Annotated in this window: 21 protein-coding genes; 5 read left to right on the plus strand and 16 right to left on the minus strand. The window is 68.5% G+C overall.

Annotation, left to right across the window (positions count from 1 at the left end; genetic code table 11):
* Positions 1–16: 16 nt before the first annotated feature.
* From PFX98_RS15550 to flgB, 13 genes are all read right to left on the minus strand, one after another.
* Positions 17–3,790, minus strand: a complete 3,774-nt coding sequence (locus PFX98_RS15550; protein WP_285231395.1) for a PAS domain-containing sensor histidine kinase — start codon at positions 3,788–3,790, stop codon at positions 17–19.
* Positions 3,791–3,820: 30 nt separating this feature from the next.
* On the minus strand, positions 3,821–5,011 hold the full coding sequence (locus tag PFX98_RS15555) for an EAL and HDOD domain-containing protein (protein WP_285231396.1): 1,191 nt from the start codon (positions 5,009–5,011) through the stop codon (positions 3,821–3,823).
* A complete protein-coding gene (flgL, locus tag PFX98_RS15560; RefSeq protein WP_285231397.1) occupies positions 5,011–6,219 on the minus strand; it encodes a flagellar hook-associated protein FlgL in 1,209 nt (402 codons plus the stop codon). The genes PFX98_RS15555 and flgL overlap by 1 nt, the downstream gene beginning before the upstream one ends.
* Before the next feature lie 29 nt (positions 6,220–6,248).
* Entirely contained in the window at positions 6,249–8,312 is a 2,064-nt protein-coding gene (gene flgK, locus PFX98_RS15565) for a flagellar hook-associated protein FlgK (RefSeq protein ID WP_285231398.1), read from the minus strand.
* Between the two features lie 9 nt (positions 8,313–8,321).
* Positions 8,322–9,200 carry a flagellar assembly peptidoglycan hydrolase FlgJ gene (gene flgJ / locus PFX98_RS15570; RefSeq protein ID WP_285231399.1) on the minus strand — a complete coding sequence of 293 codons (879 nt, stop codon included), beginning with the start codon at positions 9,198–9,200 and terminating at the stop codon, positions 8,322–8,324.
* Position 9,201: 1 nt separating this feature from the next.
* Positions 9,202–10,269, minus strand: a complete 1,068-nt coding sequence (locus PFX98_RS15575; RefSeq protein WP_285235609.1) for a flagellar basal body P-ring protein FlgI — start codon at positions 10,267–10,269, stop codon at positions 9,202–9,204.
* Positions 10,270–10,371: 102 nt separating this feature from the next.
* Positions 10,372–11,046 carry a flagellar basal body L-ring protein FlgH gene (locus tag PFX98_RS15580; protein ID WP_285231400.1) on the minus strand — a complete coding sequence of 225 codons (675 nt, stop codon included), beginning with the start codon at positions 11,044–11,046 and terminating at the stop codon, positions 10,372–10,374.
* An 11-nt stretch (positions 11,047–11,057) separates the two neighbouring features.
* Entirely contained in the window at positions 11,058–11,840 is a 783-nt protein-coding gene (flgG, locus tag PFX98_RS15585) for a flagellar basal-body rod protein FlgG (RefSeq protein ID WP_285231401.1), read from the minus strand.
* A gap of 11 nt (positions 11,841–11,851) precedes the next feature.
* Positions 11,852–12,577, minus strand: a complete 726-nt coding sequence (flgF, locus tag PFX98_RS15590; RefSeq protein WP_285231402.1) for a flagellar basal-body rod protein FlgF — start codon at positions 12,575–12,577, stop codon at positions 11,852–11,854.
* A 31-nt stretch (positions 12,578–12,608) separates the two neighbouring features.
* Complete coding sequence (gene flgE, locus PFX98_RS15595) at positions 12,609–13,970, minus strand: flagellar hook protein FlgE (protein ID WP_285231403.1); 1,362 nt, start codon at positions 13,968–13,970, stop codon at positions 12,609–12,611.
* A gap of 40 nt (positions 13,971–14,010) precedes the next feature.
* The gene (locus PFX98_RS15600; protein WP_285231404.1) at positions 14,011–14,694 is read right to left on the minus strand and encodes a flagellar hook assembly protein FlgD; all 684 of its coding nucleotides are present in this window, start codon (positions 14,692–14,694) and stop codon (positions 14,011–14,013) included.
* Between the two features lie 20 nt (positions 14,695–14,714).
* A complete protein-coding gene (gene flgC / locus PFX98_RS15605) occupies positions 14,715–15,131 on the minus strand; it encodes a flagellar basal body rod protein FlgC (RefSeq protein WP_285231405.1) in 417 nt (138 codons plus the stop codon).
* 31 nt (positions 15,132–15,162) lie between these two features.
* Positions 15,163–15,576 (minus strand): flagellar basal body rod protein FlgB, encoded by a 414-nt coding sequence (gene flgB, locus PFX98_RS15610; protein ID WP_285231406.1) that lies wholly within the window; start codon positions 15,574–15,576, stop codon positions 15,163–15,165.
* A 166-nt stretch (positions 15,577–15,742) separates the two neighbouring features.
* Between flgB and flgA the strand changes: the two genes are divergently transcribed.
* The 3 genes from flgA (at position 15,743) to PFX98_RS15625 (ending at position 17,448) form a co-directional block, all read left to right on the plus strand.
* The gene (gene flgA / locus PFX98_RS15615; protein ID WP_285231407.1) at positions 15,743–16,498 is read left to right on the plus strand and encodes a flagellar basal body P-ring formation chaperone FlgA; all 756 of its coding nucleotides are present in this window, start codon (positions 15,743–15,745) and stop codon (positions 16,496–16,498) included.
* A gap of 144 nt (positions 16,499–16,642) precedes the next feature.
* The gene (gene flgM, locus PFX98_RS15620; protein ID WP_285231408.1) at positions 16,643–16,972 is read left to right on the plus strand and encodes a flagellar biosynthesis anti-sigma factor FlgM; all 330 of its coding nucleotides are present in this window, start codon (positions 16,643–16,645) and stop codon (positions 16,970–16,972) included.
* Between the two features lie 77 nt (positions 16,973–17,049).
* Complete coding sequence (locus PFX98_RS15625; protein ID WP_425334612.1) at positions 17,050–17,448, plus strand: hypothetical protein; 399 nt, start codon at positions 17,050–17,052, stop codon at positions 17,446–17,448.
* A 31-nt stretch (positions 17,449–17,479) separates the two neighbouring features.
* Here the strand turns inward: PFX98_RS15625 and PFX98_RS15630 are convergent, their stop codons facing one another.
* The 3 genes from PFX98_RS15630 to kefF are packed head-to-tail and all read right to left on the minus strand — an operon-like array spanning position 17,480 to position 20,391.
* On the minus strand, positions 17,480–17,911 hold the full coding sequence (locus PFX98_RS15630) for a DUF1841 family protein (RefSeq protein WP_285231410.1): 432 nt from the start codon (positions 17,909–17,911) through the stop codon (positions 17,480–17,482).
* Positions 17,912–17,923: 12 nt separating this feature from the next.
* Positions 17,924–19,759 carry a glutathione-regulated potassium-efflux system protein KefC gene (gene kefC / locus PFX98_RS15635; protein ID WP_285231411.1) on the minus strand — a complete coding sequence of 612 codons (1,836 nt, stop codon included), beginning with the start codon at positions 19,757–19,759 and terminating at the stop codon, positions 17,924–17,926.
* Positions 19,759–20,391 carry a glutathione-regulated potassium-efflux system oxidoreductase KefF gene (gene kefF, locus PFX98_RS15640; protein WP_285231412.1) on the minus strand — a complete coding sequence of 211 codons (633 nt, stop codon included), beginning with the start codon at positions 20,389–20,391 and terminating at the stop codon, positions 19,759–19,761. The genes kefC and kefF overlap by 1 nt, the downstream gene beginning before the upstream one ends.
* Positions 20,392–20,438: 47 nt before the next feature.
* Here kefF and PFX98_RS15645 point away from each other — a divergent pair, with 47 nt between their 5' ends.
* Together PFX98_RS15645 and PFX98_RS15650 are read left to right on the plus strand one after the other, a co-directional pair.
* Positions 20,439–21,071, plus strand: coding sequence for a ParA family protein (locus tag PFX98_RS15645; protein WP_285231413.1), 633 nt, complete (start codon positions 20,439–20,441; stop codon positions 21,069–21,071).
* Positions 21,071–21,523 (plus strand): MaoC family dehydratase, encoded by a 453-nt coding sequence (locus PFX98_RS15650; RefSeq protein ID WP_285231414.1) that lies wholly within the window; start codon positions 21,071–21,073, stop codon positions 21,521–21,523. The genes PFX98_RS15645 and PFX98_RS15650 overlap by 1 nt, the downstream gene beginning before the upstream one ends.
* Positions 21,524–21,601: the final 78 nt, after the last annotated feature.

Below are 21,601 nucleotides of genomic sequence, written 5' to 3' on the forward strand. Positions count from 1 at the left end.
GAATTAAAGAATTCGCTCAGAGCGGCGCCAGCAGGTTCACACTGGGCGGGTAGAGCTCCACCGTGCAGACCACCTGATCGCCCTGGTTCTCCATGCTGAGAATGGCCGAGCGGCGCGGCAGCAGGGCGCGCACCAGGCCCAGGCCCGAGACCCCGCCCGGCACGTTGGCGAGCTTGAAGCCCTCGGGCAGCTGGCCGGGGTTGCTGATCTCCACCGCCACATGGCCCTGCTCGCAGAGCAGGCGGCAGCTCACCTGGCCCTGCTCGCCGCTGTGCTTGATGGCGTTGGTGAGCAGCTCGTTGAGCGTCAGCGCGATCGGGATCGATTCGGCCTCGGGCAGGCCCCAGAGGTGGCTCTGCCCGGCCAGCTCGCCGCCGATCTCGGTGCGGATCTCGCGCCCGAACATGCGCTGCACCGAGCCGGTGATGGCCTCCACCACCTTGCGCACGCGCAGCGGCCCGGAGGCGCCGACCTGCAGGCCGTAGACCTGGGCGATCGCCTGCACCTGGCCGACCGCCTCGCTGATCACCGCCTTGACCTCGGGCCGGCGCGCCGCGATCTGCTGCAGCAGCCCGGCCACGCCCTGCAGATTGTTCTTGATGCGGTGGTGCACCTCGCGCACCAGCAGCTCGCGCTGCGAGATCGCCGCCTCCAGGCGCGCCTCTTCGGCGGCGCGGTGCTCGGTGACGTCGCTGGCCACCAGCAGCAATTGCTCGGGCTCGCTGCTGTCGCCCAGCTCGTTCATCTCGCTGAGGTGCAGCAGGCGCGCATCCCAGACGCTGGTCTGGCCCTCGCGCCCGAGCCGGTACTCGCGGTGCGTCACCGCGTCCACCAGCAGCGCGTCCTCCATGTCGCGGCGGATCTGCTCGCCCTGCTCGACGCCGAACAGTTCCTCGGGGCTGGCGCCCAGCAGCTCGGCCTCGCTGCGGCCGGCCAGGCGCGCCGCCACCTGGTTGATCTTCTCGACCTTGAGGGTCTTGGCATCGTGCAGGCTGATGGCCAGCGGCGCGGCCTCGATGATGCGGCGCAGCGAGGCCTGGGCGGCCAGGGTCTGGGCCTCGGCCTGGCGGCGCCGCTCGATGTCCAGCAGCGCGTAGGTGAGCTGACGGCCGGTCTCCTCCAGGCCGGTGACCACCGCATTGCCCACCACCCAGAACTCGCGCCCGTCGCGCGCCTTCAGCCGGCATTCGAAGGTCTCGGCCTGGCCCTCGGTGAGCTCGTCCAGGTAATGCGACTGGCGGAATGGATGGTCGGGGTCAGGTGTTGCCACGATGCTCATGGGCTGGCCCGCGAAGGCGCTCAGATCGCCGCCGAACATGCGGCGCGCCGAGCGGTTCATCCATTCGATGCCGCCGCGGCCCACCGTGACGATGCCCACCAGCACCGAATCCAGCACCGCGCGCTCGCGCTCGGTCTGCAGCATCAGCGACTGCTGGGCGCGCCAGCGGTCGTCCACATTCACATAGGTGGCGATCAGGCCGGCCTCGGGCTGGCCGCGGCGCATCGCGCGCTTGCTGACCTGCATCCACAGCGAGCTGCCGTCGCGCCGGCGCACGCGGCGCTCGCCGCGCCACAGGCCCGAGCGCGTCAGCGCGGCCTGCATGGCCGCCTGCTGGTGCTCGTACTCGGTGGCCGATTCGAACAGCTCCTGCAGCGGCAGGCCGGAGAGCTCGTGGATGCGGTAGCCGGTGAGGCTGGCGAGCGCGTCGTTGGCGCGCTCGATCTTGCCCTGGCGCAGGATCGCGATGCCCACGTCGGAAAGGCTGAACATCAGCTCGCGGTCCTGCACCAGGCTTTCCAGCTGGGCCTGCTGGGCCTTCAGCCGGCTGATGTCGCTGATCACGGCGATGGTCTCGGTCTCCGCCTGTGGCACTGCGGCGAGCACGCGGCGCAGGCTCAGCGAGAGCCAGCGCGCCGTGCCGGGCGCCTCGGTGCCCACCTGCACGAACTCGGCCTCGAAATGCTGTTGCGGCTCCAGCCCCGGCAGCGCCAGCTGGATCTGCTGGCACAGGTCGGGCAGGGCTGCGAACAGCTGGGCGATGCTGGCGCCGGCATGCAGGGCCTGCTCGAAGCCCAGCATGCGGCCGAAGCCGGGGTTGCAGCGCACCAGGTGCTCGCCGCGCAGATAGGCCAGGCCCAGGCTGGCGCCGTCCATGATGGTGGCCAGCTCGTGCAGCAGCTGCTCGCTGCGCGCCTGCGCCTGCTGCTGCGCCGTCATGTCCAGCGTCACCACCGAGGTGGTGCGCTGGCCGGAGGCGAGCTGGCCGGGCTCCACGCGCGTCAGCAGCCAGCGCCGCCCCAGCTCGGGATGGCGCACCGCGTAGCGCACCTCGACGCGCTCGCCGCGCTTGAGGGCGCGCTGCAGGCGCTCGAACTCGGCCATCGAATCGGGCTCGACGATGTCGCGCCCCACGCCCTGCAGGCCCTGCAAGGGATGGGCGGCGGCCGGCGCGCCGGGCGCACCCGCAGCGGCGGGCTTGGGCGTGCGCGGGCGCAGCCAGCCGGCGTCCTGGGCGAAGGTGGCCAGGCCGACGCCGGCGGTGTCCATCAGCGCATCGAGCTGCTGGTGCGCCAGGTCGCGCTCCTGTTCCAGGCTGCGGTCCTCCAGCACCGCCATATAGCGGCGCGCGCTTCCCGGCGCCTGCTGCATCGCGCGCAGCCGGCCCTGCAGCCAGCGCGTCTTGCCGGCCGGGTCCACCAGGGTGGCCTGGGTGAGATAGATCTGCGTGCTGTGCTTCAGCGCGTCGAGCAGGCTGCCCTCGCGCCAGGCCAGCAGCTGCTGCAGCGCGGGCGGGGCGTCGAACAGGCTGGTGGGCGCGTCGATGCTGAGGGCGGCAAAGGCGCTGTTGCACTTGAGCAGCAGGCCGCCTTCGTCGAACACCACCATGGGCAGCGGGTTGATGTCCAGCCACTGCTCCATCTCGCGCTGCGAGCGCTCGGCCTGCTCGCGCGCGGCCAGCTCGGCGGTGCAGTCCTGCAGCAGGCAGATGTAGAGCGGCGGCTGGCTCTCGTCACTGATGCGGTGCTGGCTGGCGCGCATCCAGCGCTCGCGGCCACTGGCGTCGAGCAGGCGGAACTCCGCCGCTGCCTGCACGCGCCGGGTGAGCGAGCGCGCCAGCGCGCGCTGCGGCCGCTGCGGGCGGTTCATGCGCTGGGCCGCGCGATCGGCGGGCGCCAGCCAGTCGACCAGATCGCGCCCCACCAGCTGCTCCAGCGGGCGGCCGAACAGCTCCAGAAAGGCATGGTTGGCCACCACCAGCTTGTACTGGGCATCCTGCACATAGGCCGGGAAGGGCGAGGACCAGAAGATCTTGATCAGCTCGCGCGCCCAGCCGGGCGAGGACAGCACGACCTGGTCCAGCAGATGGCCGGCGTTCGGCTCGGTGGCGGTGGTTGTGGTGGTTGTGGCGGGCGGCGCTTCGGCCAGCGCCTCCAGGCGCGCATGCAGGATCCAGCGCGCCGGGTCGGGCGTGTCGGCGTCCACCGACAGCAGCTGCAGCTGGGCGCGCGTGCCGTCGGCCAGCGCCAGGGTGGGGGCGGCGGGTACGCGCCGGCTCTCGCGCAGCGCATGCATGGCCAGGGTCAGCCAGTCCTGCAGCTTGGAGCCCTTGCTGGAGCGCAGCACCGGCAGCTGCGCGCCGGGCTTGACGCCCAGCCGCTGCTGCGCCGCCGGGTTGGCCTCCAGCACCTCGAGGCGCTCGTCCATCAGCACCACGGCGTCGCCCAGCCCGCTCATCAGGGCGCGCAGGGCGGCGAGGTCTTGGGAGAGCAGCGAGAGCTGGGAGGGCATGGACCCGCAGTTTAGGGTCTGTTCACGTGCTCACTCGAGCTGCGCCGCCTTGCTCAGCGCGCGCAGCAGCGCATGGTTGATTTCCTCGGCGCCCAGCATCAGCTTCTCGGCCGCGCTGCGGTAGTCGAACACCGATTCGCTCTCGATCGCGTGGATCAGCTCCAGATAGGGCTGGTAGGGGCCGGTCTTGTCCACCAGGGCCTGGCGCACGCGCTCGGGCATGGGGATGGACTGCAGCAGCTTGTCGAAGGGTTGCTTGAGCATGTGGTCCAAGAGCGAGAACAGGCCGCAGATGAACATCTCGTCGCGCAGCTCGGCGTCGCTCATGCCCTTGGCCAGGTCTTCCAGCAGCAGGCCGCGGCGCAGCGCGGCGTGCATCACCGGGCGCATATTGTGGTCCTTGCTGGCGGTCGTCAGCAGCAGGGCCAGCCAGCGCTTCAGGCGCGGATAGCCCAGCAGCATGATGGCGTGGCGGAAGGAGGTGACCTCCACCGGCAGGCCGAAGGCGGCCGAGTTCAGGTAGCGCAGCAGCTTGAAGGCCAGGCTTGGGTCGCGCTTGAGGGTCTGCTCCAGGCGCACGATGTCCTCGCCCTGGTCGACGCGCGACATCAGCTCGACGATCACCTGCAGATCGGCCTGGATCTCGGTCTTGGCGGACGGCGTGGCCGGGGCCTCGAACTCGCCATGGATGGGCCAGCCCAGCACCGACTGGGCGCCGCGCCGGAAGCATTCGTCAAAGTCCGCGGCGCTGTGCACGCCGGTGAACAGCAGCCGGCCGCCGGCCGGCAGCTGGTGCGTGCCGGCGGCGTTGGCGCGCTCCTCGTCCAGGTCCAGCACCACCTGCTTGAAGCCGGGCGGCATGGCGCCATGCGGGCGCCCCTTGAGGATCAGCCCCAGGCCTTCGGCGGCGCGCGCCGCCAGGCTTTCGGCCAGGCTGGCATCGCCGGCCATGAAGCTGGGCAGCTCAAGGCTGATGTTCTTGGGCAGCGGGCTGGCCAGCAGGTCCTTCAGCAGGCCCTCGTTGAGGATGTTGAGCACCACCGGCGCGCCACCGGCGGGCCAGACATCCTGTACCGCCGCGAGCAGTTCGGCGGCATCCAGCTTGGCGTCGGGGCGCAGCGGGAAGACGGTCAGGCGGCTGGCTTCGATGAGGCGTTGCTTGTCGACCATGGGCGTGTAGCCCAGGGCCAGGGATCCCAGGATGCTGTGGTGATTGCTCATTAGTTATTGATGTATTGGAACAGGGACATGCGTTGCACCATGGCATAGGTCTTGAGCGCCGCGTCGTAGCCGGTCTGCTGGTTCTGGAAATCGGAGATGCCTTGCACCATGTCCAGATCCTCGGCAGCCGAGCGTTCCTGCTGACTGTACTGCTTCAGCGCGGCCATGCGATTTTCGGAGCCGTCCAGATTGTTCATGCGTTCGCCCACCTGACTGCGAACATTTTGTAAGTTGCTCATCGCCGCATCCAGATCGCGGATCGCGACCAGATTGGCCTGGGTGATCTCGGCACCGCCGCGGTTGGTGGTGCGCAGATCGGTGACGGCCTGGTCCAGCACGGCGAACAGCTTCAGGTCGCTGCTGGCCGGCTTGATCTGGAACAGATCGCCATCGGCCGGCGCGCCGCCGATCTGTACCGCCATGCCCTCGAAGCTGAGGGTCTGGCCGGGCGAGAAGGCGCCGCTCTGCACCGCGCCGGTGTCGGTGTTGGTGAAGGTATAGGTGGCCGCGGGGGCGACGCCGCTGATGGCGATGTCGTAGTTGTTGCTGGTGAGCTGCTTGGGGTCGAGCACGCGGCCCGAGTCGATCCAGCCCTTGGCCGGCGAGCCGGTGATGCTGTTGGCCGCCGCGCCGGTCACGAAGCTGCCATTGCCGCTGCGGCCCTGCTCCCAGGCCAGGCGGCCGTCCACGGTGAGGGCGAAGCTGTCCAGGTTGCCGGTTTCCACCGAGCCGGGCAGGCCGGCGAATACCACGCCGCCGGGCGTGTCCAGGAAGGGCGGGTTGCTGGAGCCCTGGCCGGAGAACAGGAAGCCGCCCACGCCGTCGGGGCGGTTGGCGATCGAGAGCAGCTGGGCGCGCAGGCCGGAGATCTTGTTGGCCAGGCCGGCGCGCTCGGGGTCGCTGTAGCTGGCATTGCCGGCCGCCACCAGGGTCTCGCGGATCTGCTGCAGGATCTCGCCGGCATCGCCCAGCGCCGATTCGCTCAGCGTCATCGAATTGCGGCTGGCATCCAGCGCGCGTTGATTCGCCTCCACCTGGCCGATCGCGGCGAGCGCACGTTCCGCGCGGGCGGCGCCCGTGGGGTCGTCGCTGGCGCGTTCGATGCGCTTGCCCGAGGTGAGGCGCTGCTGCGAGTCCTGCATATGCTGCTGGCGCTTTTGCAGGGTGGCGATGCTGGCATCGAAGATATTGGCGGTAGACAAACGCATGATTCAGCCCTCGGCGATGCTTTTCTTCATCAACGCTGTGACAGCGACAGCAGTTCCTGGAAGATGGTCTGGGCGGTCTGCAGCACCTTGGCTGCGGCCTGGTAGCCCTGCTGGTACTGCATCAGCCGGGCCGCCTCCTCGTCCAGATTGACGCCGGCAAAACCGGCGCGTGTGGCCTCGGCATCGGCCGCCACGCTGGCCGAGACGTCCGACAGATAGCTCGCGCCCTGCACGCGCGCACCGATCTCCGACATCGAGGCCGCATAGGCATCGGTGATGGTGGCGCCGGCCGAGAGGCTGCCGTCGGGCAGCACGCTCTGGCCGATATAGGCTTCCTTCTGCAGGGCCAGGAAGGCCTTGGCATTGCCGTTGTTGTTGGCCGGGAACTTGGTCAGCGTGATGTCGATGGTGTCGCCAGGGAAGGCCACGCCATTGACGGTCTCGGGCACCTTGGGCACGCCGTTGATGTTGAGCTTGAAGCCCAGGTCCATCGGCGGCACCGCGTTCGGGTCCACACCGATGCTCTGGCCGGCATACCAGGTGCCGGTGTAGACCGTGCCATCGGCCAGGGTCAGCTGGTAGTCCAGCCCCTTGGGATCGAGGGCGTTGGTGTTGGTGAAGCTCAGCGAGGCCGGCACCTTGTCCAGCGCGGGGTTGCTCAGGTCGTAGAGCCCGTGCACGTTCGGGTTCACCGCGAACAGCGAGTCCACCGTGGCGGTGCCGCGGTTGCTGACCTTGGCGTTGGCGCTCAGCGGCGAGGCCGCGGCGATGCCCGAGGTGGAGTCGAGCACGCGCTTCATGTCGATGGCGCTGCTGGCGACCGGCTCGAGCACGAAGCTGTCGGTGGAGATCGGCGGGCCGGCCGGGAAGGTGATGGTGAAGCCATCCACCTGGTCGCCCGCGGAGACGCTGCGCGTCAGGCCGTCGGAGAGCCGCACCAGCTGGTACTTGCTCGGGTCGCTGGGGTCGGCCGTGAGCTTGTAGGAGCTGGCTTGCAACAGATTCGATTGCCCCGGCACCAGATCGAGCTTGACCGGCGTGGCATAGCTGCCATCGGGGTTCTTCGCATTGGTGGCGGCCGGCAGGGCACGCGGCTTGCCGATCGTGAAGATGGGCGCGCCGACGCCGGGCGGCTCGGACATGTTCCAGCCCAGCGCCTGCTGTTCGTTGACGCGCGTCGCCACCGCGGTGGCGAGCTGGCCGATCATGTTGCGCGCGTCCTGCAGGTCCTTGTTCTGGTAGTTCAGCAGCGCGGCGACCGAGCCGCCGGTGAGCACGCTCTCGTCCAGCGTGCGGGTGCGCTGACCCTCGGTGATGCTGACGGTGGCGCGGGTGTTGTCGTAGGGGTCGCGGCTGACCGAGAGCTGCAGCGCATCGGCGCCCAGCACCAGGCGCTGGCCGCCGCCGATGAAGACGCCCAGCGTGCCGTCGTCGGCCGGTAGGGTGGAGATCTGCATGTACTCGCTGAGCTGCGAGACCAGCTGGTCGCGCTGGTCGAGCAGGTCGTTGGGCGTGTGGCCGGTGCCGTTGGCGCGCGCGATCTGGTCGTTGGCGGTGGCGATCTGCTTGGCCAACTGGTTGACGATGGACACATTGGCCGACAGATCGCTCACCACGCCGGCCTGCAGATCGGTGAGCTGCTGGCCGGCGCCGGCGAAGCGCGAGGCCAGCTCGCGTGCGCGGCCCAGCACCACCTGGCGTGCCGAGGGGTCGGCCGGGTGGCTGGCCACGTCCATGAGCGAATTCAGCAACTGGTTGGCAGCAAAGCCCAGGCCCTGTTCGCCGGGCGGGAACAGCTTCTCGAGCTGCGCCAGCTGGTTGTTGGCGGTGCTGTCCATGGCCGCGATGGACCTGGAGTTGAAGGCTTCCTTGGTGAGGAACTCGTTGTGGCTGCGCGTCACGGTCTGCACCACCACGCCCTTGCCGAAGAAGCCGGCGCCGGTGACCTGGCCGGCCGGCGTGGTCAGCACCACCTGCTGGCGCGAGTAGCCCGGCGTGTTGGCGTTGGCGATGTTCTGGCCGATGGTCTGCAAGGCCGCCTGGTTGGCGAACATTGCGCGCATGCCCAGCGAGAGCAGTGCTCCGGTGCCCATGATCTGTCCTTAGGCCAGGGCGCGCTGCACGCGCACCGTGGTGTTGATGACGCGCGCCAACTTGTCGGCGTACTCGGGGTCGGTGGCATAGCCGGCCTTCTGCAGGCCGCGCGCAAAGCCTTCGGCCGTGCCAGCCTTGGCCACCACGTCGCGGTAGCGCTCGTTGCTACCGATCAGCCTGGCGTAGTCCTTGAAGGCCTCGTCGTAGCTGCCATAGGCGCGGAACTTGGCGGTGACCTTCTGGGCCTTGCCGTCGATGTATTCGGTGGTCTGCACCTCGGCCACCTTGCCGGTCCAGCCGGGCGTGGCCTTGATGCCGAAGACGTTGAAGGAGGGGCTGCCGTCCTTGTTGCTGATCTCGCGCTTGCCCCAGCCCGACTCATGCGCCGCCTGCGCCAGCATGAAGCTGGCGGGGATGCCGGTTTGCTCCTGGGCCGACTTGGCGGCCGCGTCATGCTTCTGGATGAAGCTCTGCACATGCGGGGCGATGCCCTTCTTGGCCAGCGCGGGCAGGGGCTGCAGGGTTTTGGTGGCGTCCTTGGCACCGCCGTCGGCGATGCCCATCTGGCGCTGCAGCTGGCGCTCAATGGCGGCGGAGAGGCCGCCCGGCAGGCCGGTCATCTTGCCGGCGAACTGCTGGTCCAGCATCTCGGTGCCCATCTGCGTGGCAGAGTTGTCGAGCAGGCCCGAGGACAGCGTGGAGGCGCGCATGCTCTTCATCACCTCCTGCATGAAGAGCGATTCGAACTGCTTGGCGGCCTCCTTGATGGAGGCCTTGGGGTCGCGCGCGGCCGAGGCCTTGAGGGCATCGATCGAGCGCGTGTCGGCGTTCAGCGCGTTGCCGCCGCTGTAGCTGCCGGTATTCAGGGGCAGGGGATTGAAGGCCATGTCAGATCACCTCAAGTTCCGCGGTGATGGCGCCGGCGCTCTTCATCGCTTGCAGGATGGCCAGCAGGTCCTGCGGGGTGGCGCCCAGCGCATTCAGCGCCTTCACCACATCGGCCAACTTGGCGGTGGTGGGCAGCTGGATCAGCGAGCCGGGTTCCTGCTTGATCGAGATATCGGTCTTCTCGGTGACGGTGGTCTGGCCGCCCGAGAAGGGGCCGGGCTGGCTGACCTGGGGCGTGGAGCTGATCGTCACCGACAGATTGCCATGCGCGATCGCGCAGGCACTCAGCGCCACCGCCTGGTTCATCACCACCGAGCCGGTGCGCGCATTGATGACCACGCGGGCGGCCGGGCTGCTGAGGTCCAGCGGCAGGTCTTCCAGATCGGCCAGGAAGCTGACGCGCTGGTCCGGATCGGCGGGCACGCGCACGCGCACGGTGCGGCCGTCCAGCGCCTGGGCCACGCCCTCGCCCTTGGCCTTGTTGATGGTCTTGGCGAGATTGCGGGCGGTGTTGAAATCGGCCGCGTTGAGGTCGAACTGGATGCTGTCGCCGCTTTGCAGCGCGGTGGGCACGGTGCGCTCCACCAGCGCGCCAGCGGGCACGCGGCCGGCGCTCAGGTGGTTGATCTGCACCTTGGAGCCGCCCGCCGAGGCGCCCGCGCCGCCGACGATCAGATTGCCCTGGGCCATCGCGTAGATCTGGCCGTCGGTGCCGCGCAGCGGCGTGGCGATCAGGGTGCCGCCGCGCAGGCTCTTGGCATTGCCGATCGAGGACACCACCACATCGAGCTGCTGGCCGGTCTGGGCGAAGGGCGGCAGCGAGGTGGTCACCATCACCGCGGCGATATTGCGCGGCTGCATGGTCACGCCCTGGGGCAGGATGACGCCGAACTGCTGCAGCATCGCCGTCAGGCTCTGGCCGGTGAAGGGGGTCTGGGTGGTCTGGTCGCCGGTGCCGTCGAGGCCGACGACGAGGCCGTAGCCCACCAGCGGGTTGCTGCGCACGCCCTGCACGCTGGCCACCTCCTTGATGCGGGCGGCCTGGGCCGTGGTGCTGACGAGGGCCATGCTCAGGAAAAACCACCCGAGAAGGCGCTGGAACTGCTGCGAGATTGGGGTGGTAGACATGGCGGCCGCACTTGAGACTAGTGCGACCGATTCTGGAGAAACTTAAACGGGCGAAAGGTTCAAAAAGAAGCGCGACAACCAGCCTATTCCATGGGCGTCGTTGACGACGCCACGGCCGCGCTGCTCGATGCGCACATTCGCCACCGAGGCCGAGGGCACGGTATTGCCCTGCAGGATGCTGCGCGGGTCCACCTGGCCCGAGAAACGCAGCACGTCGACGTTGTGGTTCACGCCGATCTGCTTCTCGGCGCTGATCATCAGGTGGCCGTTGGGCAGCACCGCGGTGACCACCGCGGTGATGGTGCCGCTGAACTCGTTGGTGTTCTGGTTGCTGCCCTTGCCGGTGGCCTTGTTGCTCGACGAGCCCGCCGCCGAGGCGCGCCCGAAGGAGTTGCTGGAGATGCCGGGCAGGGCGGTGACGCCGGCGCTCAGCGCGCCGCTCTTGTCGATCTCGCTGGTGGAGCTCTGGCTGGCGCTGACCTTTTCGACGATCTGTATCGTCAGGGTGTCGCCCACCAGGCGTGCGCGATGGTCCTCGAACAGCGGCCGGTAGCTGGCCGCCTGGTAGATGGACCCGTTGGCGGCCACCACCGTGGGCGCGGCCGGCAGCTGCACCACCGGCGCGTTCTGCATCTCGATATGCGGTTCGCGGTACATGGTGCTGCAAGCGCTCAGGCTGGCCAGGGCCAGCATCACAAAAGGCATGGTCTGCTTCATGATGGCGCGCCTCAGAGTTGAGCGAGCTTTTGCAGCATCTGGTCGGACGTTTGCACGGCCTTGGAGTTGAGCTCGTAGGCGCGCTGGGTCTGGATCATCTGCACCAGCTCTTCCACCACATTGACGTTGGAGGTCTCGACGAAACCCTGCTGCAGCGCGCCCAGGCCGTTGGCATTGGGGGCGCCGGCATTGGGCGTGCCGGAGGAGGCCGTCTCGGCAAAGAGGTTCTGCCCGCGCGGCTCCAGGCCCGAGGGGTTGACGAAATTGGCCACCTGGATCTGGCCCAGGGTCTGCGCCGCGGTATTGCCGGGCACCACCACGCTGACGGTGCCGTCCTGACCCACCGTGACGCTTTGTGCGTTCGCCGGGATGGTGATGCCGGGCAGCAGGGTGTAGCCGTTGTTGGTGACGATCTGGCCGGCCGAGTCGAGCTGGAAGGAACCGTCGCGCGTGTAGGCGGTGGTGCCGTCGGGCATCTGGATCTGGAAGAAACCGCTGCCCTTGATCGCCAGGTCCAGGTTGTTGGTGGTCTGCTGCAGATTGCCCTGGCTGAAATTGCGCGAGGTGGCGACGGTGCGCACGCCCAGGCCCAGTTGCAGGCCTGTGGGCAGCTGGGTCTGGTCGGTGGTGTTGGCGCCGCTCTGACGCAGGTTCTGGTAGATCAGGTCCTCGAACACCGCATGGCTGCGCTTGAAGCCGTTGGTGCCGACGTTGGCGAGGTTGTGCGAGATCGTGTCCAGCTGGGTCTGCTGGGCTTCCATGCCGGTCTTGGCGATGAAGAGGGAGCGAATCATGGTGAGCCTCTTTAGTTGCTGCCGAGCAGCTTGGCGGACGTCTGGCCCTGGGTCTGGGCGATTTGCAGCAGCTTCATCTGCTGCTCGAACTGGCGTGCCGCGGCGATCATGCCGACCATGGTCTCGACCGGGCTGACGTTGGAGCCCTCCAGCGCGCCGTCTTGCAGGCGCGCGGTCTGGTCGGCCGGCAGGTCGCCGTCGGCGGCGCGGAACAGGCCGTCGGGCCCGCGCGTCAGCGGCCCCTCGGGCGTCACCAGCTTGAGCCGGCCGATGGTGGTGGGCTTCTGGTTATTGGCCTTCGCGCTGACGGTGCCATCGCTGCCGATCTGCACCTCGGTATCGGGCGGCACGTTGATGGGGCCGCCGTCGCCCAGCACCTGCAGGCCGTTGCGCAGCACCAGCAGGCCTTCGTTGTTGACGTCCAGCGAGCCGGCGCGCGTGTAGGCCTCGGTGCCGTCCAGCCCCTGCACGGCCAGCCAGCTGTTGCCCTTCATGGCCACGTCGAGGTTGCGGCCGGTGGCCGAGATCACGCCGGGCTCGGCGTTGTAGCCGATGGTGGTCTCGAGCGCATAGGCGCGCGTGCTGGCGCCATCGCCGCGCACCGGCACGGCGCGGAAGGCGGCCATCTCGGCGCGGAAGCCGTTGGTCGAGACATTGGCCAGGTTGTTGGCGAGCACATCCTGGCGCTGCATCGAGGCCTTGGCGCCCGCCATGGAGAGGTAAATCATGCGGTCCATGGCGGTACTCCTTGGCGCTCAGAAACGGCGATCAGCGCAGGTTCACCAGGGTCTGCAGCACCTGGTCCAGCGTCTTGATCGACTGTGCATTGGCCTGGTAGACGCGCTGCGCCGTCACCATGTTCACCAGCTCGGCGGTCATGTCGACGTTGGACTCTTCCAGCGCACCGGACTGCAGCACCCCCATATTGCCGTCACCCGGCGTGCCCACCACCGCCTCGCCGGAGGCGAAGGTGCGCGACCAGGCGTTGCCGCCCACCGGCTGCAGGCCCTGCGGGTTGCGGAAGGTGGCGAACTCGACCTGGCCGGCCGGCTTGGACTGGCCGTTCGAGTAACGCGCCATGATCACGCCGCTGTCGTCGATCTGGATGCCCGAGAGCTGGCCGGGCGCGTAGCCGTCCTGCTTGACGTCGGTGACGGCAAAGCTGGTGCCGCCCTCGGTCGCCTTGGTCATGTCCAGCTTGATGCCGCTGATCGGCAGGGTCAGGGTGCCACGCGAATTGGCGGCCGCCGGGATGGCCATGTCCAGCGTGGTGGTGGGCGGCACCAGCTGGCCGATCTTGATCGGCGGGCTGACGCTGTTGTCCTCGTAGTTGGCGAACTTCAGCTGCGTGTAGGGCGCCGTGGGGTTGCCGTCGGCGTCCGCCGGCGTCGGATTGCCGGCCGAGTCGACCTCGACGGGCACGCCGTTGGCGGTGGCATAGACGTTCCAAGTCACGGTGGAGGTCGGGTCGGGCGGCGGGGGGCTCGGGTCCTGCTTCTGGAAGTAGAAGGTCAGGGCCACGTCCTGGCCCTTGGCGTCATAGACCGTCAGCGAGGTGGCGTTGTTGTAGGTCTTGGCATCGTCCAGCTTCATGGTCTGCGGGCCGGCCGGATCGGGGGCGGTGGTCTTGGCGCGCGAGTCCAGGTTGAACTCCATATTGATCTTCTGCGTCACGGCGGGCGTGATGCCGGCGGTGGGCAGCTGCAGCGGCTGGGCCAGGCCGGGCTGGATCTGGCCCGTGCCATCGGCTGGGTAGCCCAGCAGTTTCAGGCCGGCGTTGTTGACTACAAAGCCCTGGCGGTCGATCTTGAACTGGCCATTACGCGAGTACAGCGTGGGGTTGAGCCCGTCGCTGACCTGGAAGAAGCCGGCGCCGTTGATGGCCAGGTCCATCGGGTTTTCGGTGGTGGAGATATTGCCCTGCGTGAACTGCTGCGACACCGCGGCCAGCGAAGTGCCGATGCCGACCGGGCTCTGGCCCGCGCCATTCAGCGCACTGGCGTAGACGTCGGCGAACTCGGCGCGCGAAGACTTCGAGCCAAAGGTGTTGGCATTGGCGATGTTGTTGCCGATCACCTCGAGGTTCTTGCTCGCTGCGTTCAGTCCGGATAAGCCTTGTTGGAAGCCCATGATGTGTCGTCCTGTCTGGTCTGGTGTCAGTAAAGCGGGGTCAGTCGATCGTCTTCAGGCTGGTGTAGTCCACCGGGCCCAGGTTCTGCAGCTGCAGCTGCAGCTTGCCGCTGTTGTTGTTGACCGCCACCACGCGGTCCGAGGCATAGGTGGTGCTGGACAGCGCCGCGCTGCCGCTGCTGGCGCTGATGCGGAAGGAGAGCTTGCCGCTGGTGTCGAGCTGCTTGGGGTCCCAGCTGAAGCCGTGCAGGCCGCTGGTCTGGGCGCCCAGTTCCACCGTGTCCACCACCGCGCCGGAGGCATTCAGCACCTCCAGCTTGACGCGGTCGGCGGGGCTGGCGATCTCGAAGCTGCCCTCGCCCTTGCCGGTCTCGGCATTCATGGCGATGCGGTTGCCTGCCACCGAGACATCGCGGCCCACCAGGCCCGCGCCCTGCAGCACCTGCATCTGGCTGAACTGGCTGCCCAGGCTGCTGGACATGGCCTGCAGATTGCTGTTGAGGGTGCTGATGCCGCTGACGGTCTGGATCTGCGCCATCTGCGTCGTCACCTGGCCGTTGTCCATCGGATTCATCGGATCCTGGTTCTTCATCTGCGCCACCAGCAGCTTGAGAAAGCGGTCCTGCGTGTCGGCCGCGGTCTGCGCCGCATCCTTGGTGGCACCGGTCTTGGTGGTGGTGGTCGTGCCACTCGTGGTCGTGGGGGTGACAGTGCTGACAGCCATGGCGAGCTCCGGGCGGCGGGTCAGGATTGACCCATTTGCAAGGTCTTGAGCAACAGGCTCTTGGCTGTCGTCATGACCTCGATGTTGTTCTGGTAGGAGCGCGAGGCCGAGATCATGTTGACCATTTCCTCCACGCTGTTGACATTGCTGTAGGTCACATAGCCCTCGGCGTCGGCCTTGGGATGCTTGGGGTCGTGCACGCGGCGGCCGGGGGTCTGGTCCTCGGAGATCTCGCTCACGCGCACGCCGGCATTGCCCTGGTCCTGGCCCGCGCCCATCAACTGGGTCTGGAATACCACCTGGCGTGCTTTGTAGGCCTGGCCGTCGGGGCCGGCCACGGTGTCGGCGTTGGCCAGGTTGCTGGCCACCACATTGAGGCGCTGGCTCTGCGCGCTGACGGCGCTGCCGGCGACATGGAAGATCTGGAACATCGACATGGCGTGACTCCTTATGCGGCCTTATGCAGCCTTAAGCGGCATTCGGCGACTTCATCGCATCCAGCGTGGTGCGCACGCTGCTGTTGATGAAGCGCAGCGTGGCCTCGTACTTGACCGCGTTGTCGGCGAAGTTGGCGCGTTCGCGATCCATGTCCACCGTGTTGCTGTCCAGATTGGTCTGCGCCGCCAGGGCGTGCAGCTTCTGGCTGTCGCTGCGGGCGCCGGCGGCCGGGCTGATGTGGCCGGCCTGGGTGACCTGCATGGCGCCGGCGGTGGCGATCTGGCCGGTGGCTTCCTTGAGCGCGCGGGCAAAGTCGATGTCGCGGGCCTGGTAGCCCGGGGTGTCGGCATTGGCGATATTGCTGGCCAACAGACGCTGACGCTCAGAGCGCAAGGTCAGGGCCTCGGTCTGGAAGTTCAGCGCGTCAGTGAGTCGGTTGATCATGTGCTTCCCCTTGGAATCTGCGCGGCCCTCATGCAAGTCGCATGACGGCCATGGGGCAGGTGAAGCGATTGTGGACAGCAGCTCGGAAAACATGAGCGGGAATAGCAAGGACTTCAGGCCGCATTTCGACGCTCAAAGCGGCCGCGCCTGGGCCTACAGTCCGCCCATGCTTCAAATCGCCCTCAATCCCGCTGCCGCCCAGCACTTGCGCCTCGCCGGCGCGGGTCTGGCCCTGGCCCTGGGTGCGACGGCGCAGGTGTCGGCGAATGTGGCCGCGCCGCCGGCGGGGCCCCTGGATCCGGCCCTGATTGCCCATGTGCAGCAGCTGGCCCAGACCGCCGCCCGGGCCGCTGCGCCCGAGCGGGCGCGCGTGGAGGTCGAGGTGGGGCAGCTGGATGCACGCCTGCGGCTGGCGCCCTGCGCCCAGGTGGAACCCTATTTGCCGGCCGGCCAGAAGATCTGGGGCCGCAGCCGCATCGGCCTGCGCTGCGTGGATGGCCGGGCGCGCTGGAATGTGACGCTGCCGGTGCAGGTGCAGGTGCATGCCCGCGCCCTGGTGGCCGCCACCCCCCTGGCTGCGGGGACGGTGCTGGCTCAAGAGCATCTGCGCGAGGCCGAAATAGACATAGCGGCAGTTGCCGGGACGGTCACCACCGACCCGGGCCTCCTGTTGGGCCGCCCGCTGAGCCGACCCGTGTCGGCCGGTGAGGCGCTTGGCACGGGGGCGATCAAGCTGCGGCAGTGGTTTGCAGCCGGTGATACGGTGCGGGTCTGGGCGCAAGCGCCCGGTTTCGCGGTGGCCAGCGAGGGTCAGGCGCTCAGCGTCGGGCTCGACGGCCAGACCGTGCGGGTGCGTTTTGAGAATGGCCGGACCGTCACGGGTCGGGCCGTCGGTGATCGACGCGTGGAGGTGCTGCTATGAGCACGCCCTTGTTCGTGGGTCCGGCCTGCGGGTCGGAGCCTGGCTATTTTTTTTGCGCCGCGGGGCTAAAGTTCGCGGCTGGATGGTCGATACACCGAAAAACCTGGACAGGTTGGGGGCGAGCCCCTTCCTTTGGAGAACACCATGAAGATCGGTAACAGCCCTGAGATGCACGCACCGGCTCAGGTCGGCACAGAGCGCAGCGGCGCGGCCGACGCGGGGCGCGCCCAAGGCCATGCGGCCGGCGGCGCGAAGAAGGCGGGTGGCGCCGAGGCCAGCGCGCATGTCGCGCTGTCCAGCAATGCCAGCAGCCTGATTTCCGGCGTTTCGGACGAAGGCAGCTTCGACGCGGCCAAGGTGCAGCGTATTTCGCAGGCCATCGCCGAGGGCAAGTTCAGCGTCAATGCCGAGGCGATTGCCGACAAGCTGATCGCGAATGCCCAGGAAATGGTCAGCCGAATGTCGCCGCACTGAGGCCTTCGGCTCCCGCAGGGGAGCCGGCTTGAGTTCTTTGTGAGCCCTTGTTGAACGCCAACCCGGCGGGTCCGACCATGCACGCCTTGCCATCTTCAGAAACCAACGAATCGCTCTCCCAGGAGCTCGAATTGCCCCTGGTCGAGGTTGAAAGCTGCCTGAATCTGCTGGGCGAGGCGCTGCTGCGCCGCGACACCCAGGCGATCGAGTTGCACGCCGCCAGCCTGCACGTGGCGCTGGCCAGGGCGATCGAGCGCTTCTCGGCCGCGGCGCGTGCCGGCAATGTGCCGGCCGGCCTGCGCAACCGCCTGGTGCTGGCCGGTGGCCGTGTGGCCGCGCAGCGCGAGTCGCTGGCGCGCGCCACCGCGGCACTGGATCGCGCCATCGACGTGCTGATGCCGGCCGAAGCGACCGGCGTCTATTCCGCCTCCGGCAAGGCCGAGCGCAAATCCCTGGGCGGCTCGATCCAGGCCTGAGCCCGCAGGCCCGCCGCCCCGAAAGGCCACGCTATTGCGTGGCTTTTTTGCGTACGCAGTCCAGATAGGCGTGGCCATCCGGCGGCAGGCCGCTGCGCTGCGAGGCCCACACCATCTCACCCAGGCAGTCCATCGCCGCATGGTGGGCCTCGTGCAGCGAGTTGCGCCGGGCCGCCAGCAGCTCCACCGCCTGGCGGATGCCATGCGGCTGGTCGATGGACTGCTGCTCGGTGATGGTGAGGTGCATGGACAGATGCAGGAAGGGGTTGGTACGCCCCTCCTCGACGCTGTAGACGGCGGCCAGCGCCGCTTCCTCGTCCGCCAGTTCGGCGTGGTACTCCGGGTGCTGATCGATCCAGTCGGCGGCGATCGCCTCCATCGGTGAGAGCGGCTGGCGGTCGCGCAGCTTGCGGTAGGTGGCGCAGAAGAAGCGCCGCACCTCGAGTTGGGAAGGAGCGTACATGGGGCGATTGTCTCAAACGCCCTGGTCGTGCTCGGCGGCGGGCGGCCCCCAGGCCTGGGGCGGATGCCGGGCGGCGGCGGCGCGCTCCTGCGCCAGCATCTCCTCGAGTTGCTGGCGGCCCTGCTTGGCCATCGCCACCAGCGTGGCTTCATCCTTGTGGTGCGGCGCCATCAGTGCGAGTTGCTCGAGGTTGTGACGGCGGAAGCGCCAGGCCAGCTTGCGTGCCGCATGCGGCTGCAGGCCCAGCAGCTCCAGCACGCTGCGCGCGCTCATCAGCGCGGCATCAAAGGTCTCGCGCTCGATCAGGGTGACGCCCAGATCGCGCAGCTTGTAGTAATGCCGCACATTGCGCGCCCGCGCCACCACCTGCAGCTGCGGGAAATGGGTGCGCGCCAGCTCGGCGATCGCCAGGCTTTGCGCCACGTCGTCGACCGCCAGCACCAGCACGCGGGCGCTGGCGGCACCGGCGGTGCGCAGCAGATCCAGGCGCGAGGCATCGCCGTAGAAGACGCGCCAGCCGAACTTGCGCAGGCCCTCCACGGCCTCGGCATCATGCTCCAGCACGGTGGCGGTGTAGCCGTTGGCATAAAGCATGCGGCCGACGATCTGGCCGTAGCGGCCGAAGCCGGCAATGATGATGGGCGCCTGCTGCTGTTCCTTGATCGTTTCCAGCGGCGGCCTGCCCTTGGCGGCCAGGCGCGGCAGCAGCCAGCGGTCCGAGATCAGCAGCAGCGCGGGCGTGCAGGCCAGCGAGAGCGCCACCGCGGCCACCAGGGCCGAGCCCTGGCTGGCGCTGAGCAGGCCGGATTGCTGGCCCAGCTGGAACACCACGAAGCCGAATTCGCCGCCCTGGGCCAGCAGGATCACGAACACCGGCCGCTCCACCATGGGCAGGCGCATCAGCCTGGCCATGGCGCTCAGCAGCAGGCCCTTGCCGAGCAGCAGGGCGGCCAGCAGGCCGGCCACCAGGGCGGGCTGCTCGCGCAGCACGCGCAGGTCCAGCCCCATGCCCACGGCGATGAAGAACAGGCCCAGCAGCAGGCCCTTGAAGGGCTCGATGTCGGTTTCCAGCTCGCGCCGGTACTCGCTCTCGGCCAGCAGCACGCCGGCCAGAAACGCGCCCAGCGCCATCGACAGGCCCACCGCCTGCATCAGGGCCGCGGTGGCCAGCACCAGCAGCAGGGCGGCGGCGGTGAAGATCTCGGGCGTGTCGCTGGCGGCGATCCAGCGCAGCAGCGGGCGCAGCAGCAGGCGGCCGCCCAGCACGATGGTGAGCACCGCGCCGAGGGCCTTCAGCGCATGCCAGCCGCCCGTACTTTCGGCGGGGCCGGCCAGCGCCAGGATGGGCACCAGGGCCAGCACAGGGATGGCGGCAATGTCCTGCAACAGCGCCACGCTGAGCACGCTCTGGCCGGCGCTGGTCTGGCCCAGATTGCGCTCGGCCAGCACCGCCAGCGCGACCGCGGTGGACGACATCGCCAGCCCCAGGCTGGCCGCCAGCGCCGGCCGCCAGGGCAGGCCGAAGAACAGCGCCAGCCCCAGCAGCACGGCAGTGCAGCCCAGCAGCTGCAGCGAACCCCAGCCGAAGATCGGGTGCCGCATGGCCCAGAGCCGGCGTGGCTCCAGCTCCAGCCCGACCAGGAACATCATCAGCACCACGCCGAACTCGGCCACCTCCAGGATGGTGGCGGGCGCGCTCACCAAGCCCAGGGCGCCGGGGCCGATCAGCACCCCCGCCGCCAGATAGCCAAGAATGGAACCCAGCCTCAGCCAGCGCGCCAAGGGCACCGCCAGCACCGCGGCGGCCATGAACACCAGCGGGGTGTGCAACCAGTTGCCATGCTCCATCAAAACGTCTCCTGGGCGTCGGGGGCGGGGCGCTCGTCGCCCGGGACGCGGTCGGCCGCTGCCACCGGGCCGCCGGGGGCCTGGCCACACCAGTTCGGGTAGTTGAGCAATTGCTGGACGAAGCCGCTGGCATGCTGCTGCAGCTCGGCCTCGCTGGCGCGGTGCGCGCCATGCAGGAACAGCGGCGGCAAGAAGCGCAGGCCGCACAGCCGCGCGGTCTGCGTGTAGGGCAGCAGAAAGGCCTCGATCGGATGGCGGTTGTAGCCGTCTTCGCGATAGGCGCTGGCGGAGCCGCCGGTGGAGCTGACCAGCCACAGGTCCTTGCCGCACAAGGCATCGCCACCCGGCCCATAGGCCCAGCCGAAGCCGAACACCTCGTCCACCCAGAGCTTCAGCAGCGCCGGCATGCCGTACCAGTGCAGCGGGTGCAGCCACACCAGCAGGTCGGCCTCGCGCAGGGCCTGCTGTTCGGCGGCCACGTCGATCACATAGTCGGGATAGAGCGCATAGAGGTCGCGGCAGGCGATCTGCGTCGGCCCGGGCGGCAGCGCCGCGAGCTGCGCCAGCATCCGGCGGGTGACGCGCGAATGCGCCAGGTCCGGATGGGCGCAGAGGATCAGGATGCGGTTCATCGCCGCAGTATCGCTAACATGCTGCAGCACAGCGACAAGGAGCGAGCATGCCGGTGATCCTCGTGGCCAACCCCAAGGGTGGCGTAGGCAAAAGCACCCTGGCCAGCAATATCGCCGGCTACTACGCCCGTCAGGGGCATGCGGTGATGCTGGGGGATGTGGATGTGCAGCAGTCGGCGCGCCGCTGGCTGGGCCTGCGGCCACCGCAGCTGCCCGCGATCGCCAGCTGGGAGCTCGATGCCAAGAACATCGCCAGGCCGCCCAAGGGCGTCAGCCATGTGGTGCTGGACAGCCCGGCCGGCCTGCACGGCAAGAAGCTTGAAAACCTGCTGCGCCTGGCCGACAAGCTGCTGGTCCCGCTGCAACCCAGCCTGTTTGACATCCAGGCGACATACGACTTCATCCAAAGCCTGCAAGATGCGGGTTCAGCCCTGCCTCCTCATCAGCGGAAGCCGGCGCTGGCCTTGGTGGGCATGCGTGCCAAGGACGGCACGCTCTCGGTCCAGCAGTTGCAGGAGTTTCTGCAGGGGCTGCCGGTGCCCGTGCTGGGCCTGTTGCGCGATACCCAGAACTATGTGCAATTGGCGGCCCGGGGCCTGACGCTCTGGGATGTCGCGAGCAGCCGGGTGGAACGCGATCTGGCGCAGTGGCAGCCGCTCACGAAATGGTTGGATGCCTGATGCGTGTGTTCGAGAGTTTTGCCGAGTTGCAGCCCTTGGTCGGCCAGGAACTGGCGACGAGCGACTGGATCCTGATCGACCAGGCGCGCATCCAGCGCTTTGCCGACGCCACCGACGATCAGCAATGGATCCATACCGACCCGCCGCGCGCCGCCGCCGGGCCGTTCGGTACGCCCATCGCCCATGGCTTTCTGACCCTGAGCCTGCTGCCGATCTTCTTCGAGACCGGTTTCCGCATCGCACAGACCCGCATGGGCCTGAACTACGGGCTCAACAAGGTGCGCTTTCCGGCACCGGTGCCGGTGGGCAGCCGGCTGCGCGGCCGCTTCAAGTTGCTCGCCTTCGAGGCGCTGGAAGCCGGCGTGCAACTCACCGTGGAGGTGACGGTGGAGCGCGAGGGTCAGGCCAAGCCGGTCTGCGTGGCCGAATCGCTGACGCGCCAGTACGCCTAGCAATGCGCCTGGCAATACGCATGGCGAACAAGCATCCCAGCCTGTCCACCCAATAGGGGTGTGCCCAAAGCGCATGCG

The organism is Paucibacter sediminis (assembly GCF_030254645.1).
GTDB classification, from domain to species: domain Bacteria; phylum Pseudomonadota; class Gammaproteobacteria; order Burkholderiales; family Burkholderiaceae_C; genus Paucibacter_B; species Paucibacter_B sediminis.